The 16,031-nt window shown below is 69.9% G+C and carries 14 protein-coding genes and 3 tRNA genes; 9 read left to right on the top strand and 8 right to left on the bottom strand.

Annotation, left to right across the window (positions count from 1 at the left end; genetic code table 11):
- On the top strand, positions 1–659 hold a 659-nt coding region (locus ACWD35_RS32520), incomplete at its 5' end, for an acyl-CoA carboxylase subunit beta (protein WP_451354917.1).
- 57 nt (positions 660–716) lie between these two features.
- Positions 717–911 carry an acyl-CoA carboxylase subunit epsilon gene (locus ACWD35_RS32515; RefSeq protein ID WP_451354916.1) on the top strand — a complete coding sequence of 65 codons (195 nt, stop codon included), beginning with the start codon at positions 717–719 and terminating at the stop codon, positions 909–911.
- 175 nt (positions 912–1,086) lie between these two features.
- On the opposite strand, the gene ACWD35_RS32510 is transcribed toward ACWD35_RS32515, so the two are convergent.
- From ACWD35_RS32510 to ACWD35_RS32475, 8 genes are all read right to left on the bottom strand, one after another.
- Positions 1,087–1,668 carry a GTP-binding protein gene (locus ACWD35_RS32510; protein WP_026248371.1) on the bottom strand — a complete coding sequence of 194 codons (582 nt, stop codon included), beginning with the start codon at positions 1,666–1,668 and terminating at the stop codon, positions 1,087–1,089.
- Entirely contained in the window at positions 1,649–2,224 is a 576-nt protein-coding gene (locus tag ACWD35_RS32505) for a DUF742 domain-containing protein (RefSeq protein WP_451354915.1), read from the bottom strand. The genes ACWD35_RS32510 and ACWD35_RS32505 overlap by 20 nt, the downstream gene beginning before the upstream one ends.
- A gap of 94 nt (positions 2,225–2,318) precedes the next feature.
- Positions 2,319–2,732 carry a roadblock/LC7 domain-containing protein gene (locus tag ACWD35_RS32500; protein ID WP_003993185.1) on the bottom strand — a complete coding sequence of 138 codons (414 nt, stop codon included), beginning with the start codon at positions 2,730–2,732 and terminating at the stop codon, positions 2,319–2,321.
- Positions 2,733–2,742: 10 nt separating this feature from the next.
- Positions 2,743–5,916 carry a sensor histidine kinase gene (locus ACWD35_RS32495; protein ID WP_451354914.1) on the bottom strand — a complete coding sequence of 1,058 codons (3,174 nt, stop codon included), beginning with the start codon at positions 5,914–5,916 and terminating at the stop codon, positions 2,743–2,745.
- 376 nt (positions 5,917–6,292) lie between these two features.
- Positions 6,293–6,868 carry a GTP-binding protein gene (locus ACWD35_RS32490; protein WP_451354913.1) on the bottom strand — a complete coding sequence of 192 codons (576 nt, stop codon included), beginning with the start codon at positions 6,866–6,868 and terminating at the stop codon, positions 6,293–6,295.
- Positions 6,849–7,247 carry a DUF742 domain-containing protein gene (locus ACWD35_RS32485; protein WP_369037137.1) on the bottom strand — a complete coding sequence of 133 codons (399 nt, stop codon included), beginning with the start codon at positions 7,245–7,247 and terminating at the stop codon, positions 6,849–6,851. Before ACWD35_RS32485 ends, ACWD35_RS32490 begins: the two co-directional genes overlap by 20 nt.
- A 112-nt stretch (positions 7,248–7,359) precedes the next feature.
- The gene (locus ACWD35_RS32480; RefSeq protein ID WP_005479910.1) at positions 7,360–7,773 is read right to left on the bottom strand and encodes a roadblock/LC7 domain-containing protein; all 414 of its coding nucleotides are present in this window, start codon (positions 7,771–7,773) and stop codon (positions 7,360–7,362) included.
- A 9-nt stretch (positions 7,774–7,782) separates the two neighbouring features.
- Positions 7,783–11,562 (bottom strand): nitrate- and nitrite sensing domain-containing protein, encoded by a 3,780-nt coding sequence (locus tag ACWD35_RS32475; protein ID WP_451354912.1) that lies wholly within the window; start codon positions 11,560–11,562, stop codon positions 7,783–7,785.
- 570 nt (positions 11,563–12,132) lie between these two features.
- Here ACWD35_RS32475 and ACWD35_RS32470 point away from each other — a divergent pair.
- The 7 genes from ACWD35_RS32470 to ACWD35_RS32440 all read left to right on the top strand — a co-directional run bounded on the left by ACWD35_RS32470 (position 12,133) and on the right by ACWD35_RS32440 (position 16,024).
- The gene (locus tag ACWD35_RS32470) at positions 12,133–12,321 is read left to right on the top strand and encodes a hypothetical protein (protein WP_451354911.1); all 189 of its coding nucleotides are present in this window, start codon (positions 12,133–12,135) and stop codon (positions 12,319–12,321) included.
- A 159-nt stretch (positions 12,322–12,480) separates the two neighbouring features.
- The gene (locus tag ACWD35_RS32465; protein WP_451354910.1) at positions 12,481–13,266 is read left to right on the top strand and encodes a fumarylacetoacetate hydrolase family protein; all 786 of its coding nucleotides are present in this window, start codon (positions 12,481–12,483) and stop codon (positions 13,264–13,266) included.
- Positions 13,259–14,743 carry a glutamate--tRNA ligase gene (gltX, locus tag ACWD35_RS32460; protein ID WP_451354909.1) on the top strand — a complete coding sequence of 495 codons (1,485 nt, stop codon included), beginning with the start codon at positions 13,259–13,261 and terminating at the stop codon, positions 14,741–14,743. Before ACWD35_RS32465 ends, gltX begins: the two co-directional genes overlap by 8 nt.
- Positions 14,744–14,922: 179 nt before the next feature.
- Positions 14,923–15,666 (top strand): HAD family hydrolase, encoded by a 744-nt coding sequence (locus ACWD35_RS32455; protein ID WP_451354908.1) that lies wholly within the window; start codon positions 14,923–14,925, stop codon positions 15,664–15,666.
- Between the two features lie 90 nt (positions 15,667–15,756).
- Positions 15,757–15,828: transfer RNA gene (locus ACWD35_RS32450), tRNA-Gln, on the top strand.
- Positions 15,829–15,849: 21 nt separating this feature from the next.
- Positions 15,850–15,922, top strand: a tRNA-Glu gene (locus ACWD35_RS32445).
- A 29-nt stretch (positions 15,923–15,951) separates the two neighbouring features.
- Positions 15,952–16,024 (top strand) — tRNA-Glu (locus ACWD35_RS32440).
- Positions 16,025–16,031: the final 7 nt, after the last annotated feature.

Raw genomic sequence — 16,031 nt, 5'->3', positions numbered from 1 at the left:
ACCTGGAGGTCCACGAGCGCTGGGCGCGGAACATCATCTGCGCGCTGGCCCGGCTCGACGGCCAGGTCGTCGGCATCATCGCCAACCAGCCGCAGGTCCTCGCGGGCGTACTGGACATCGAGGCGAGTGAAAAAGCTGCGCGCTTTGTCCAGATGTGTGACGCTTTCAATATCCCGATCGTCACCTTCCTGGACGTCCCGGGGTTCCTCCCCGGTGTCGACCAGGAGCACGGCGGAATCATCCGCCACGGCGCGAAGCTGCTCTACGCCTACTGCAACGCGACCGTGCCGAGGATTTCGCTGATCCTGCGCAAGGCGTACGGAGGTGCCTACATCGTCATGGACTCCCAGTCGATCGGCGCCGACCTGACCTACGCCTGGCCGACGAACGAGATCGCCGTCATGGGTGCGGAGGGCGCCGCGAACGTCATCTTCCGCCGCCAGATCGCCGATGCCCAGGACCCCGAGGCCATGCGTCAGAAGATGGTCAAGGAGTACAAGGCCGAGCTGATGCACCCGTACTACGCGGCCGAGCGCGGTCTGGTGGACGACGTGATCGATCCCGCCGAAACCCGCGAGGTGCTCGTCAAGTCCCTCGCCATGCTGCACACCAAGCACGCCGACCTGCCGTCCCGCAAGCACGGCAACCCCCCGCAGTAACCGGGCGGATCCCCCGCGGCAACCCCGCGGACCTCTCTCTCACGGAGACTGACACCCATGAGCACACCTGACATCCGCGTCGAGAAGGGCCACGCAGAGCCCGAGGAGGTCGCCGCCATCACGGCCGTCCTCCTGGCCCGCGCAGCCGCCCAGTCGGCCCCCGAGGCCCAGACCCACCGGGGCCGTGCCAAGGCCGGCTGGCGCCGTCTGGAGCGCGAGCCCGGCTTCCGGGCGCCGCACAGCTGGCACTGAGTTTCCACGCGTGACCCAAGGCCCCGCCGCTCCTCCGGGAGGGCGGGGCCTTGGCGTGCCAGGACCGACGCCGTGGAGTGTGTGCCCGGGAAGTGAGTCACCGGCGCCGTGACGCAACTCGGCCCCTGAACCCGGCGGGTTTCAGGGGCCGTTGTCACGGTGCTGTGCGGGCGTCCTAGCGCAGGCGGGCCATCAGGGCGTGCTCCACCAGCGTGATCAGCGCCGACTTGGCGTCCGCGCGGTGGCGGGCGTCCGTCGTGATGATCGGGGTGTCGGGGCCGATCTGCAGGGCCTCGCGCACCTCGTCCGGGTTGTACGGCTGGTTGCCGTCGAAGCCGTTGAGGGCGATGACGAAGGGCAGGCCCGAGTTCTCGAAGTAGTCGACCGCGGGGAAGCAGTCGGCGAGGCGCCGGGTGTCGACCAGGACGATCGCGCCGATCGCGCCGCGCACCAGGTCGTCCCACATGAACCAGAAGCGGTCCTGGCCGGGGGTGCCGAACAGGTACAGGATCAGGTCCTGGTCCAGGGTGATGCGGCCGAAGTCCATGGCCACCGTGGTGGTGGTCTTGTCTCCGGTGTGGGTGAGGTCGTCGATGCCCGCGCTCGCGGACGTCATGACGGCCTCTGTGCGCAGCGGGTTGATCTCCGAGACGGCGCCGACGAACGTGGTCTTGCCCACGCCGAAGCCGCCCGCCACCACGATCTTCGCTGAGGTGGTGGAGCGGGAAGGACCGCCGCTAGAGCTTGCGAAGTCCACTGAGCACCCTTTCGAGCAGTGTCACGTCTGGCTGGCCACCGGCGTTCTCGTCGCCGCCGGGCTGATGGATGGCGACCAGGCCTGCCTCCGCCAAGTCGGCGACGAGAATCCTGGCCACGCCGAGGGGGATCGTCAGCAGGGCCGAGACCTCGGCCACCGACTTGATCTCCCGGCACAGGTTGCAGATCCGCTGATGCTCGGGCAGTTGGCCCTGCATCTGGTGCGGAGCGGCGGTGGTGTGCACCAGTGCCTCGATGGCGAGCTGGTACCGCGGGCGGGTCCGGCCACCGGTCATGGCGTACGGACGCACCAGGGGGTTGTTCGAGGCTGTCGCAGGCGCCGGCTCGGGGCGGCGCTGCGGCTGCACCGGCTGGATGCGGGGAGCCGGTGGCTGGTCGTACGGCGAAGGGCCCGGCCCCTGCGGGGCGTAGGGCTGCCGGTGGCTCGGGGCGGAGGGGAAGTTGTACCGGTTCGCCGAACCGTCGCCCTGACCCTGGCCCTGGGCAGGGCCGTAGGACCAGTTACCCGAAGACGAACCGCTTGGGGGTGTTGCCACTTTCTCCTCCTCCGACTGTGCCGGGCACCCATCGCTGTGGAGCCGCGTCCCGAAACCTTAAGGCCCCGGGACGCGAATACGCACCGTACGTCTGTTAGTTGAGAAGGCTTCCCTGGAGCTCCGCACGGAGATCCGGGGTGAGAACCGTGCCCGCGCGGTCCACCAGAAGGGCCATCTCGTACCCGATGAGGCCGATGTCCGCTTCCGGGTGGGCCAGAACCGCGAGCGAGGAACCGTCGGATACGGACATGATGAAGAGGAATCCCCGCTCCATCTCCACAACCGTCTGGTTCACAGCGCCTCCCTCGAAGATCCGGGAGGCGCCTGCCGTCAGGGACGTCAGACCGGAGGCGACGGCCGCGAGTTGGTCGGCGCGATCGCGGGGGAAGCCTTCGGACATCGCCAGAAGGAGTCCGTCGGCGGAGACCACCACCGTGTGGGACACCCCCGGGGTGTTGTCCACGAAGTTGGTGATCAACCAGTTCAGGTTCTGTGCCGCCTGGCTCATCGGGCTCACACTAACGCTCCTGGTTGTAGGTGCTGTCAGGACCGAAGCCCTGGCCGTTCGTTTCACTGCCTGCGTTGCGTCCGCGCTGGACGCCTCGACGCAGGTTGCTCAGCCTGCCCCGGACATCCTCCGGGGCGCGGGAGACCTGAGGGCCTCCCTGGGGGGTGGTTTCGGCGGCACCCTCGACCAGGTTGGCCTTGGGCACGCGCCGCGGCAGACCGGAGGCGGTGACCCCGCCGGCCTTCGGCTTCCGGAGCTGCGAGGCCTGCTGCCACCGCTCGTCGTTGGCCGAACGCCAGCCGCCTTCGCCGTTGCCGTTCGGAGCGGGGGCCGGCGCTTCCGCCTGGACACGCGCCGCACCGTTCGAGCCGTTGGCGCCGTTCGGGACGGCTCCGCGGCGGGGCAGCCCGGCGTCGGTCAGCTCGTGGCTGGCGGGAGCGGCCGGTTCCGGACGGTCGAAGCCTACGCGGTTTCGCTCACCCGCGTCACCGGCCTGCGGCGATTCGGTTTCGGGAGCGTACTGGGCCGGATAGCCGTTCTGGTACGCGCCCTGCTGCGGCCAGTCGTCCTGCTGCGGCCAGTCGTCCTCGCGGGACTGCTCCTGGACGGGCTCGGCGAAAGCGGGCTCGGGGTAGCCGCCGGCCGGCGGGAAACCGTCGTCGCGCCGCACTCCGCCGTTCGGCGCGTAGTACTGCTGCTCGTCGTACGGCCTGTCGAAGCCCTCGTCGTACGAGGTGTGCTGCTGCTCCTCGTACGCCTGCTCCTGGTACGCCTGCTGCCCGTTGAAGAACGGGTCGGCGTAGCCGGCGGGCTCCGCCTCCTGCTGCGGCTGCATGGGCTCGGCCGGGTCCTGGCCGTGCGACTTGCCCTCCAGGGCCGCCCTGCGTTCCTCACGCATCAGGGAGCGGCCGACGGGGTCCAGATCGCGGATGTCGTCGGGGACCTGCGTGTACTGGGTGTCGTCGAAGCCGAGTTCGGCCGCGGTGCGCATCGGCTGCGGCTGGCTGAAGTTCTCACCCTGGAACTGCTGCTCCGGGATGATCTGCGAGACCGTGAACTCCTCGCGCTCCAGCGGAGCCTCGCCGCCACCACCGTGGGTGATGACGTCCGGGAGCATGACCAGGGAGGTCGTACCGGCCTGCTCGCCCGAGGGGCGCAGCTGGACGCGGACGCCGTGCCGGTCGGACAGCCGGCCGACCACGAACAGGCCCATGCGCTGCGAGATCGCGGCGTCCACCGTCGGCGGGTTGGCCAGCTTGTGGTTGATGTCCGCGAAGTCCTCGGCGGTCAGGCCGATGCCCTTGTCGTGGATCTCGATCATGACGCGGCCGTCGGGGAGACGGGTCGCGGTCACCCGGACCTTGGTCTGCGGGGAGGAGAACGTGGTGGCGTTCTCCAGCAGCTCGGCGAGCAGGTGCACGAGGTCGGTGACCGCGCGGCCGTGGATCTCGGCCTCCGGGACGCCGGACAGCTCGATGCGCTCGTACTGCTCCACCTCGGAGGAGGCGGCGCGCAGGACGTCGACCAGCGGGACCGGCTGGTCCCAGCGGCGGCCGGGCTCCTCGCCGGCGAGGACCAGGAGGTTCTCGCCGTTGCGGCGCATACGGGTGGCCAGGTGGTCCAGCTTGAAGAGGTTCTCCAGCTGGTCCGGGTCGGCCTCGTTGTTCTCCAGGTCGGTGATCAGGGTCAGCTGGCCCTCGATCAGCGACTGGTTGCGGCGCGACAGGTTGGTGAAGATCGCGTTGATGTTGCCCCGCAGCAGGGCCTGCTCGGAGGCGAGCCGGACCGCCTCGCGGTGGACCTGGTCGAAGGCGCGGGCGACTTCGCCGATCTCGTCGGTCGAGGTGATCGGGATCGGCGCCACCCGGGTGTCGACCCGGCCCGGGTCGGTGCGGGAGAGCTGGTCGACCAGCATCGGCAGACGCTGCTCGGCGATGCCGAAGGCGGCGTTGCGCAGCTGGCGCATCGAGCGGCTCATCTGGCGGGCGACGGAGGCGGCCAGGAGGAAGGCGAACAGCAGGGCGACGACGACCACGGCACCGGTGGTGATCGCGGAGGTCTTCGCGTCGTCGGCGATGCTGACGGCCTCGTTCACCGCCCGGTCGGTCATGTCCGACTCGATCTGGCGGTAGGCCTTGTACCTGAGCGTGTTGGCCGCCCACCAGTTGTCACCGGTCACACCGTTCGCGGCGAGCGCCTGCCGGCTGAGCGGGGAGGTGTCCTTCAGGTTGACCAGGGCCGCGACCATGGCGGTCGCGCCGGACGGCGGCGGGACGTACGTCGGGTCCTTCAGCTTCTGCTGCGCGACGAGCGCCTTGCCGTCCGACTGGATCTTCGTCAGCGCGTCGGCCAGCTTCTGCGCGTCGGCCTCGGTGCCACCGCCCTTGTACTCCTCGATGGCGATGCCCTCGAGGTAGGCGTACGAGGACAGGGAGACCCGCTGCGTCGCCAGGTTCGGGGCGTCCGGGCCGGGCTTGACCAGCAGGTGCATGCCGATCGACCGCTCCAGCGACAGCGCCGCCTTGGTGAGCGACATCGCGTAGACGGTACGGCCGTAGGAGGTGATGTTGCCGGTGCCCAGACCGAGCTCGTTGGCGAACTCCATCAGGGGGTGGATGACCTTGACGTAGCCCTCTTCGGTCTGCACGCCCGTGAGCTTGGAGGTGTACGCGACCTGGCGCAGCACGGGCAGCTTGGCCTGGGCCTCGCGGAAGATCTTCAGCCGGCGCTCCAGGCCCGACTTGTGCGGCATGTTCTTCGCGGCCTGGTCGAAGCCGGTGGCCGCCGCGTCCGACTGCTGACGGGCGTCGGTGACGGTCTGCTTGTCCTTGTTCGCCAGAATGGGGGCCGCGCTGACGTCGCGCTCGGTCTCCAGCGCGTCGGCGTAGGTGAGGGCGGCACGGACCAGGCGGGCGGTCTGCTCGGCGTCGCGGGCTTCCTGCCAGGTGTCGATCGAGTTCTTCACCTGGAAGCCGCCCATGACGAGGCCGACCGCCACGGGTATGAGCAGGATCGCGTTCAGCCGGGTCCGCACCCGCCAGTTACGCATGGTGAAACGGCCGCCGCTGGGTGCGGGAGTGGCCGGTGCCTCCGTACCTGGCACAGGGCTGGGCGCCGCAGCGCGCGGCGGCGGGGTGAAGTTGCCCCGCGCCGACGGCTCGGGACCGTTCTTGCTTCGCCTCACTCGACCAACAACCTCTCGGCGGTCGGCACCTACGTCGTGCCGCAGTCTCTCAGAGCCCGTTCAGCCATCGACCGTTCAGTACGACATTGACCAATGGGCAGTTCAGGCATTCCAGCACGTGGACCAGCGCACTTCCAAACAGTGGAAACCCCCGGGCGGGGCTCCGGCGCGCCATAGATAAAACGGTCATAAAGAGCGAGCCCCGCCAAAAGGCGGGGCCTTTGTGAGCGCAGCGGCACCGGTCGACCGCGACGCGTGGCGACGCCACCTGATTCCTCTGCCGAAACGTTATGAACACCGGAGCCGACCGTGTCAAAGGCCACAGTCGGCTCCGTTCCGTTTACGGCAACTGCCGTATGGCACGTCTTGTTTGCGGCTACCGCAGGCGGGCCATCAGGGCGTGTTCCACCAGCGTGATCAGCGCGCTCTTGGCGTCGGCACGATGCCGCGCGTCGGTCGTGATGATCGGGGCGTCGGGACCGATCTGCAGAGCCTCGCGCACCTCGTCCGGGTTGTACGGCTGGTTGCCGTCGAAGCCGTTGAGGGCGATGACGAACGGCAGACCGCTGTTCTCGAAGTAGTCCACCGCCGGGAAGCAGTCCGCGAGACGGCGCGTGTCCACGAGCACCACCGCGCCGATCGCGCCGCGCACCAGGTCGTCCCACATGAACCAGAAGCGGTCCTGGCCGGGGGTGCCGAACAGGTACAGGATCAGGTCCTGGTCCAGGGTGATGCGGCCGAAGTCCATGGCCACCGTGGTGGTGGTCTTGTCTCCGGTGTGGGTGAGGTCGTCGATGCCCGCGCTCGCGGACGTCATGACGGCCTCTGTGCGCAGCGGGTTGATCTCCGAGACGGCGCCGACGAACGTGGTCTTGCCCACGCCGAAGCCGCCCGCCACCACGATCTTCGCGGAGGTGGTCGCCCGGCCCGCGTCAGAGCTTGCGAAGTCCACTGAGCACCCTTTCGAGCAGCGTCACAGCCGGAGCGCCGCCGTTGTTCTCGTCGCCGCCCGGCTGGTGGATGGCCACCAGGCCCGCCTCGGCGAGGTCGGCCACCAGGATCCGGGCCACGCCCAGCGGCATGGCCAGCAGCGCGGAGACCTCCGCGACCGACTTGACCTCGCGGCACAGGTGGCAGATGCGCTGGTGCTCCGGGAGCAGGCCCATCAGCGCTGCCGGGTCGGCCGTGGTGCTGATCAGGGCCTCGATGGCGAGCTGGTAGCGCGGCCGGGTCCGGCCGCCGGTCATCGCGTACGGACGCACCAACGGCTGGTCGCCCTCATCCCCGTACGGCTCAGCGTACGGATCATGAGAGGCGGTGGGCGGGGTCATGAATCCTCCGGGCGGGACAGCAAGTCGGTCGGTCGTGCCGTCTTGTCGGGGCCGGTGGGGGGATTGTGGCGGCCGGACGGTGTTTTCGTGAGGTGGGTGGTGCCGGGGCTGGTCAGTGAAGCAGACTGCCCTGGAGTTCGGCGCGCAGGTCCGGGGTGAGTACCGCACCCGCGCGGTCGACGAGCAGTGCCATCTCGTAGCCGACGAGACCGATGTCGCACTCCGGGTGGGCCAGGACCGCGAGGGACGACCCGTCCGAGACGGACATGAGGAAGAGGAAGCCGCGCTCCATCTCGACGACCGTCTGCGCCACGTCGCCGCCCTCGAAGATCCGGGACGCCCCGGCCGTCAGCGAGGTCAGCCCGGACGCGACGGCCGCCAGCTGGTCGGCGCGGTCGCGGGGGAAGCCTTCGGACATGGCCAGCAGAAGGCCGTCGGCGGAGACCACCACCGTGTGGGACACCCCGGGGGTGTTGTCCACGAAGTTGGTGATCAACCAGTTCAGGTTCTGTGCCGCCTGGCTCATCGGACTCAACTAACGCTCCTGCTGGTGAGTGGGGCTCGGGAAGCTGCCGGTCTGGCCGCTGCCGGCCTGACGGCCCTGAGCGATGCCCCGACGGAGGTTGGTCAGCCGGCCGCGTACGTCGTCAGGCGCACGCGAGACCTGCGGACCCGCTTGGTTCTGCTGCTGCTGAGCCGTGCCCGGAACGAGGTTCGCCCGGGGCACGCGGCGCGGCAGGCCGGAGGTGGTGATACCGCCCGCGGCGGGCTGCCGGACACGCTCGGCCTGCCGGACGAGTTCGTCGTTCGGCGAGGTACGCCAGGTGCCGGTGTCGGTGGTGTTGCGCTGCGGCGCGGGCGCGGGGGCCTGCTGCTGCGGCTGCTGCGGGGCCTCCGGCTGCCGTTCCTGCTGGCTGCCGTGGAACCAGTTGGTCTCGAGCGTGTCGTACAGCGGGGTACGGGCCTCGGGCTGAGCGACGGCCGGCGGCAGAGCCCACCCGTCACCCGGCCGCTGCGCGGCGCCCCCATTGTCTGGCTCGGGGCGGGTACGACGCTGCGGGGCCGCCGGGCGCCCGGCACCGGAGGCGTCCCGGCCGCCCGCCTGCGGGCGCTCGAACTGGCCGGTCTGCGCGGGGCCCTGACGGCCGGGCATGGCGTGCTGCCCGGTGGAGCTGCCGTCGTAGCCGCCGTTGAAGCCGTTGTCGTAGGCCTGTGGGGCCTGCGGAGCCTGCGGGGCCTGCGGGGCCGCGAACTGGCCCGTGCTCTGCGACGGGCTGTCCTGCCGAGTGGGCGCCGGCGTGCCGAAGATGTCGGAGCGGACGAACGAGCCGGACTCCTGCTGGGCGCCGGGGTGCTGGAACTGCCCGGTGCTCTGCGGGAGTTCGGGCCGCGCGAACTGGCCGGTGCTCTGCGGGCCGTGCATGCCGTTCAGGTCCGCGCGCGGGTACTCGCCCGTGGGCGCCGGACCCTGCGGGTCGATCCGGGGTATCTCCGCGGTCGAGCCGGGACCCTGCCGGTCGTCCACGCGCGGCATGGGCGCGGTGTGCGTCGGGTCCTGCAGCTCGTCGTGGCCGCGCGGGGCGTCCAGCGAGGCGCCGCTCCAGTCCGGCGTGTGCGGCTGCGTGTTGCTGCCGGGCAGCTCGGCCCGTGGACCGCCGCGCGGCGGCAGCTGGGGCTGACGGCCCTGGTCGGAGGGGTTGGCGCCGCGCTGCGGGCCACGGCCGCCGAAGGCGTCCTGCTGCGGACCGCCCGGGTTCGCGGCCTGCAGGCCCTGCGGCGCGGCCGGAGCCTGACCGCCGAAGCCCGCACCCGCACCGGCACCGCCGGGCACCTGTCGGCCCTGCTGCTGCGCACCGGGACCGCCCTGCGGACCGCGCGGTCCGCCCGGCGTACCGGGACGCCCGCCCTGGCCCGCGCCGGGCAGCGCGGCCCGGGGACCCTGGCCGGCACCGACCTGGCCGCGCGCACCGGGACCGGCACCCAGCCGGCCACCGCCGGCGGGGGCACCGCCGCTGAGGAGACCACCGGGGGCCGAGCCCTGGCCGCCCCCGCCGTTCTGACGGCGGGCCGCGGCGGCACCGGCGGCGGCCTGCGCGGCGGCGGGACCGCCGGTCGGCAGGGACGCGCCGGACTTGCCCGGGGCGGGCTTCTTGTTGCCCTGGGCGACGTCGACGGGAAGCATGACCAGCGCGGTCGTACCACCGGAGTCGGACGGGCGCAGCTGGATGCGGATGCCGTGGCGCTGCGACAGACGACCGACCACGAACAGACCCATGCGGCGGGAGACGGAGACGTCCACGGTGGGCGGCGAGGCGAGCCGCTCGTTGATCGCCGCGAGGTCCTCCGGGGAGAGACCGATACCGGTGTCGTGGATCTCGATCAGCACGCGGCCGTCGGGCAGCGCGTGACCGGTGACCTTGACCTTGGTCTGCGGGGAGGAGAACGAGGTCGCGTTCTCCAGCAGCTCGGCGAGCAGGTGCACGAGGTCGTTGACGACCCGGCCGGCGACCTCGGTGGTCGGGACGGCGGCCAGTTCGATGCGCTCGTACTGCTCCACCTCGGACGCGGCGGCGCGGAGCACGTCGACCAGCGGGACCGGGCGGGTCCAGCGGCGGCCGGGCTCTTCACCCGCGAGGACGAGGAGGTTCTCGCCGTTACGGCGCATACGGGTGGCGAGGTGGTCCAGCTTGAACAGCGAGGACAGCTGGTCCGGGTCCGCCTCGCGGGACTCCAGCTCGGAGATCAGCGACAGCTGGCGCTGGATCAGACCCTGGGAGCGGCGCGAGAGGTTGGTGAACATCGCGTTGACGTTGCCCCGCAGCAGGGCCTGCTCGGCGGCGAGGCGGACCGCCTCGCGGTGCACGTCGTCGAAGGCCGCGGCCACCTGGCCGATCTCGTCCCGGGAGTGCACACCGACCGACTCGACCGAGGTGTCGACGTCCTGCGGGTCGGACTCCGACAGCTGCTTGACCAGCTCGGGCAGGCGCTCCTGGGCGACCTTGGTCGCGGTCTCCTGGAGGCGGCGCAGCGAGCGGATCATGGAGCGGGCCACGACGAAGGCGCCGACGAGCGAGATGCCGAGCACGAGCAGGATCAGCGCACCGGAGATGATCGCGTCGCTCTCGGAGGCGCTGCGCAGCTCGCGGGCCTTCTGCTCCATGTCCTCGAGCAGCGTGTGCTCGATCTTCTTCATCTGCTCGATCTTGGTCGAGCTGTCGTCCACCCAGTCGCGGTACGAGCGCGCGGGCTGGTCGGCGAGGCCGCCGGGGTTGCCCAGGGTGCGCTTGGCGTACGTGTCGGCCGACTGGATCGTCGGGTTGCCCTGCTCGATCGGCTTGAGGAGTTCCTCGGCGTTCTGGCTGGCGTACACCTTCCGGAAGATCGCCAGCTCGGAGCCCTCGCTCTGGTAGGCCGACCAGCCGTAGAGGCGGTCGTTCTCGGCGAGGTTGCCCTTGGTGGTGTTGGTGGAGTTCAGGGCCGCGGCGATGACGGCGCGCTGGACCGACGCGTACTCCTTGGCCGTGGAGAAGGCCGCGAGTGCGCGGGTGCGCTCGATCATCTGCGGGTTGCTGGACGCCTCGGCCATGGACTGGGAGAGGTCGATCAGCTGGGTGATCAGGCGGTGGTACGACTCGACCGTCTGCGTCGAGTTGTCCTTGGCCGTGTAGGCGTGCTTGCGGATCTGGGCCAGCGTTTCCAGCTGGCTCTCCAGACCGACGACGGTGTCGCGGACACCCTGGAGGTTGCCGTTCTTGCTGGCCGAGCCGATCTGCTCGGTGGCGTCCTCGAAGTTCTGCTTGGCCCGGTCGGTCTTGTCCCGGTAGCCCTTGATCGAGTAGTCGTTCGCCTTCAGGCCGTGCGACAGCGGACCGGCGGACTGGTCGCGCTCCTCCTGGAGCGCGGCGGCCAGCTCGGTGGCCTGCTTCGTCATGTCCGTCAGCAGCCGCATGTTGTCGAGCTGCTGGATGTCGTCCATGTTCTGGTTGATGCGCAGCGCGCCCAGCGAGGTCGCCGCGACCACGGGGAGCGCCAGCAGCGAGACCAGTCGCGTGGAGATGCGCCAGTTGCGCAGGGCCAGGCGCGAGCCGGGGCCGGTGGGGCCCTGGGAGGACTTCACGCTCGGCTTGGGGCTGCCGGACTTCGCGGTCCCCGAGGAGGCCGGGGTGCCGGGACCCCCGGCGCGCTCACCGCCGTCTCCGGACGGAGCCGGGTTCTGGGCGTGCTGGGGCGCGGAGCTGCCTTTCATCGGGCCAGTCCCGCCGTGCGGCTCCGGCTCCGCCGAAGCGCTGCCATCCCTCTTGAAACGTCCCTGCACTAGCGTCGCAACCTCTGGACCAGGCACCCCTTCGCGCGAACGAAGGGACACGGTGTCGGCGTCTTGGAGAGCGCCCTGAATACGCCCCCCGGTGGTCTTGAGTGACCGGCGCTGATTCCCCCTATCTCGCCGCCACTCGGCGCTGCGTTGCGCCCTGCGCGCCGGCTCGATCCTGCGGCGGTCCGTGGAATTCCAGCACAGTGCCGGATCTCCAACAAGAGCCATGGTCCGAGCCGTGACCTTCGTGACGGGCTGTGAGGGCTGGGTTACGAGCCGTGGAGGCGGATCCTGTAAATAACGGACGTATCCCTGCGATTCGCCGCTCGGTGTCTGGTGTCCCAGTCGCCATGATCAGGAGCGGAATGATGTCTTCAGGTAGTCAATGTCCGTTTCGCTGGGGTCGATTGCGGGCCGGAATTGACCGGTTTGACCGCGAGGTCGTGAGCAAACTCACACGCAGATCAGGGGCGGTTGGCGTCTTCGGCGGGGAATCGGATGTTTAGCCTGGCGCTTTACATGACGGGCGACTATGCCAACCCACCCCTACCCCGAGGGCACAGGACGACAACCGTGAAGACGACGATGATGTTCCGCAACATAGCCAACCCGCGGCGCACGACCCTGGCGCACCTCGCGGACGCCGACGAACTGCAGTCGCCCGAGCTGCCGGAGCACTCCGCCGACCTGCCCGCCCAGACGGCCAACCCGAGGCGCACCATCCTCATGGAGATCCCGGTCCAGAGCCTGGCCGGAGAGTAGCCGAGCGGGCCGTACACGCGCACGGCGCGGCCGGGAAGATCACCCATTCGTGACGATCTTCCCGGCCGCGCCCGCGTTTACTCACCGCGCTTCCGTCTTTGCGACCGGTTAACCTGGGGCGTCAGTACGCCGGTTCTCAGTAAGGGGCGCAAGGATCCCGTGCGCATCGCCAGGTTCTCCATCGACGGGAACGTAGCCTTCGGCGCGGTCGAGGGCGACAAGCAGGACGAACTCGTCCTCGACATCATCAAGGGCATCCCGTTCGCGGACTACGAACTGTCCGGTACGAAGGTGCCGCTGAGCAAGGTCAGGCTGCTCCCGCCGGTGCTCCCCAACAAGGTCGTGGCGTTCGGCCGCAACTACGCCGAGCACGCGCGCGAGCTGGGCAACGAGGTGCCTGAGGCGCCCTTCGCCTTCTTCAAGCCCTCCACCTCCGTGATCGGCCCCGGCGACGAGATCCAGTACCCGTCGTTCTCCGAGGAACTGCACCACGAGGCGGAGCTGGCCGTGGTCATCGGCCGTATGTGCCGCGAGGTCCCGCGCGAGCGCGTCAAGGACGTGATCTTCGGCTACACCTGCGCGAACGACGTCACCGCCCGCGACGTGCAGCGGCGCGAGAAGCAGTGGGCACGGGCCAAGGGCTTCGACACCTCCTGCCCGCTCGGCCCCTGGGTGGAGACGGACCTGAGCCTGGCCGAGGCGTCCGACCTGACCATCCAGCTCACGGTCAACGGCGAACAGCGCCAGCTGGGCCGCACGAGCGAGATGATCCACTCCATCGAGGACCTGATCGTCAACATCACGCAGGCCATGACCCTGCTGCCCGGCGACGTGATCCTCACCGGCACCCCCGCGGGGGTCGGCCCCCTGAACGTCGGCGACGAGGTCGCCGTCACCATCGAAGGCATCGGCACTCTCACCAACAAGGTTGTCAAGCGTGGCTAGCGCATCCGGCTCACCCGTACGCGTCCGTTTCTGCCCCTCGCCCACCGGTAACCCCCACGTGGGCCTGGTCCGCACCGCCCTGTTCAACTGGGCGTTCGCCCGGCACCACCAGGGCACCCTGGTCTTCCGCATCGAGGACACCGACGCGGCCCGCGACTCGGAGGAGTCGTACAACCAGCTCCTCGACGCGATGCGCTGGCTCGGCTTCGACTGGGACGAGGGCCCCGAGGTCGGCGGCCCGCACGCGCCGTACCGCCAGTCGCAGCGCATGGACATCTACAAGGATGTCGCGCAGAAGCTCCTGGACGGCGGCTACGCCTACCACTGCTACTGCTCCCAGGAAGAGCTGGACACCCGCCGCGAGGCCGCCCGCGCCGCCGGCAAGCCGTCCGGCTACGACGGCCACTGCCGCGACCTGAGCGCCGAGCAGATCGAGGCGTACGAGGCCCAGGGCCGCGCCCCGATTGTCCGCTTCCGGATGCCGGACGAGACGATCACCTTCACGGACCTGGTCCGCGGCGAGCTGACGTTCACCCCGGAGAACGTCCCGGACTACGGCATCGTCCGCGCGAACGGCGCTCCGCTGTACACGCTGGTCAACCCGGTGGACGACGCCCTGATGGAGATCACCCACGTCCTGCGCGGCGAGGACCTGCTCTCCTCCACCCCCCGCCAGGTCGCGCTCTACAAGGCGCTGACCGAGCTGGGCATCGCGAAGCAGACCCCGGCCTTCGGCCACCTGCCGTACGTGATGGGCGAGGGCAACAAGAAGCTCTCCAAGCGCGACCCGCAGGCGTCCCTCAACCTCTACCGCGAGCAGGGCTTCCTGCCGGAGGGCCTGCTCAACTACCTGTCCCTGCTGGGCTGGTCGCTCTCGGCGGACCAGGACATCTTCACCATCGACGAGATGGTCGCCGCCTTCGACATCGCGGACGTCAACCCCAACCCGGCGCGCTTCGACCTGAAGAAGTGCGAGGCGATCAACGCCGACCACATCCGCATGCTGGATGTGAAGGAGTTCACGGAGCGCTGCGCGCCCTGGCTGAAGGCCCCCTTCGCGCCCTGGACGGCGGAGGAGTTCGACGCGGCGAAGTGGGAGGCGATCGCCCCGCACGCGCAGACCCGCCTGAAGACCCTGTCGGAGATCACCGACAACGTCGACTTCCTGTTCCTGGCCGAGCCGGTCTTCGACGAGGCGTCGTGGACGAAGGCGATGAAGGAAGGGTCCGACGCCCTCCTCCGCACGGCCCGCGAGAAGCTGGAGTCGGCGGACTGGACGTCGGCCGAGTCCCTCAAGGAGGCCGTCCTGGCCGCCGGCGAGGCCCACGGCCTCAAGCTGGGCAAGGCCCAGGCCCCGGTCCGCGTCGCCGTCACCGGCCGCACGGTCGGCCTGCCGCTGTTCGAGTCCCTGGAGATCCTGGGCAAGGACAAGACGCTGGCCCGCATCGACGCGGCGCTGGCGAAGCTCGCGGCGTAAGCACCGAGTCACCCCACAGGGGCGGCACCCGGAACTCCGGGTGCCGCCCCTGTGCGTTCGGTCACGCGGCGTCGACGCCGACGATCGCGACAACGTGTTCGATACGACATCCATTCGATGCCGGACCCATCCGGGGACAAGCCCTGGACGCCGGCCGGTCGGGCAGTACCGTCGCTGTCATGACGATCAGTGCCGTTGTCTGGGACGTGGACGACACCCTTTTCGACTACACGAGCGCGGATCGGCAGGGGCTGTGCGAGTACCTCGCCGAGCAGGGGCTGCTCGGCTGGTACGGCGGGGCCGAGGAGGCGCTCGCCTGGTGGCGGGAGGTCACCGAGCAGCACTGGGCGCAGTACGCGGCGGGGGAGAACACCTTCGAGGGGCAGCGGCGCGACCGCGTGCGGTACTTCCTGGGCGAACCGCTGAGCGACGCGGAGGCGGACGCCTGGTACGAGCGCTACCGCAGCCACTACGAGGCCGCCTGGCGGCTGTTCCCGGACGTCCTGCCCGCGCTGGACGCCCTCGCCGTCAGCCACCGGCACGCGGTGCTCTCCAACTCCAGCAGCACGGTCCAGGAGCACAAGCTGAGCGCCCTGGGTGTCCGCGACCGCTTCGAGGCCGTCCTGTGCGCGGCCGAGCTGGGTGTCTCCAAGCCGACGGCCGGTGCCTTCCTGGCGGCCTGCGAGGCGCTCGGGCTGCCCCCGCACGAGGTGGCGTACGTCGGCGACCACCCGGAGATCGACGGCCGGGGCGCCGCCGAGGCCGGGCTGCTGTCGGTGTGGATCGACCGCGGGGCGGCATACGCGCGGGCCGGTGCGGAGGCTGGTGGGGAGGTCCTGGTGCACCGGATCACGACCCTCGCCGAACTCCCCGCGCTGGTCCGTGCGGATACCCGTTTTGGAGCCCCGTCCACCTTCAGGTAATGTTCTTCCTGCGCCGAGGGGAACGGGCCGAAAGGCCGAAGCCTCGAGGAGCAAGCTAGAACGAGAACCCCGCAGGGGCTTGAGTTCCAGTGGCCTATGGTGTAATTGGCAGCACGACTGATTCTGGTTCAGTTAGTCTTGGTTCGAGTCCAGGTAGGCCAGCTCGCAGAGCTTATCTGCAAAGCCCCCGTTGTGTAGCGGCCTAGCACGCTGCCCTCTCAAGGCAGTAGCGCCGGTTCGAATCCGGTCGGGGGTACTGATCTCGATCAACTCGAGATCGCTAGGGCCCCCGTTGTGTAGCGGCCTAGCACGCCGCCCTCTCAAGGCGGTAGCGCCGGTTCGAATCCGGTCGGGGGTACTGACTG

The organism is Streptomyces sp. NPDC002671, from assembly GCF_053592475.1.
Note: the sequence above shows the minus strand (reverse complement) of the source record. Positions and strands in the feature narration are given on the sequence as shown.

Bases quoted from the DNA above. Each gene is read 5' to 3' on its own strand.
- ACWD35_RS32480 (WP_005479910.1), bottom strand. From the start codon at position 7,773: ATGAGCCAGGCGGCACAGAACCTGAACTGGTTGATCACCAACTTCGTG.
- ACWD35_RS32455 (WP_451354908.1), top strand. From the start codon at position 14,923: ATGACGATCAGTGCCGTTGTCTGGGACGTGGACGACACCCTTTTCGAC.
- ACWD35_RS32485 (WP_369037137.1), bottom strand. From the start codon at position 7,247: ATGACCCCGCCCACCGCCTCTCATGATCCGTACGCTGAGCCGTACGGG.
- ACWD35_RS32500 (WP_003993185.1), bottom strand. From the start codon at position 2,732: ATGAGCCAGGCGGCACAGAACCTGAACTGGTTGATCACCAACTTCGTG.
- ACWD35_RS32515 (WP_451354916.1), top strand. From the start codon at position 717: ATGAGCACACCTGACATCCGCGTCGAGAAGGGCCACGCAGAGCCCGAG.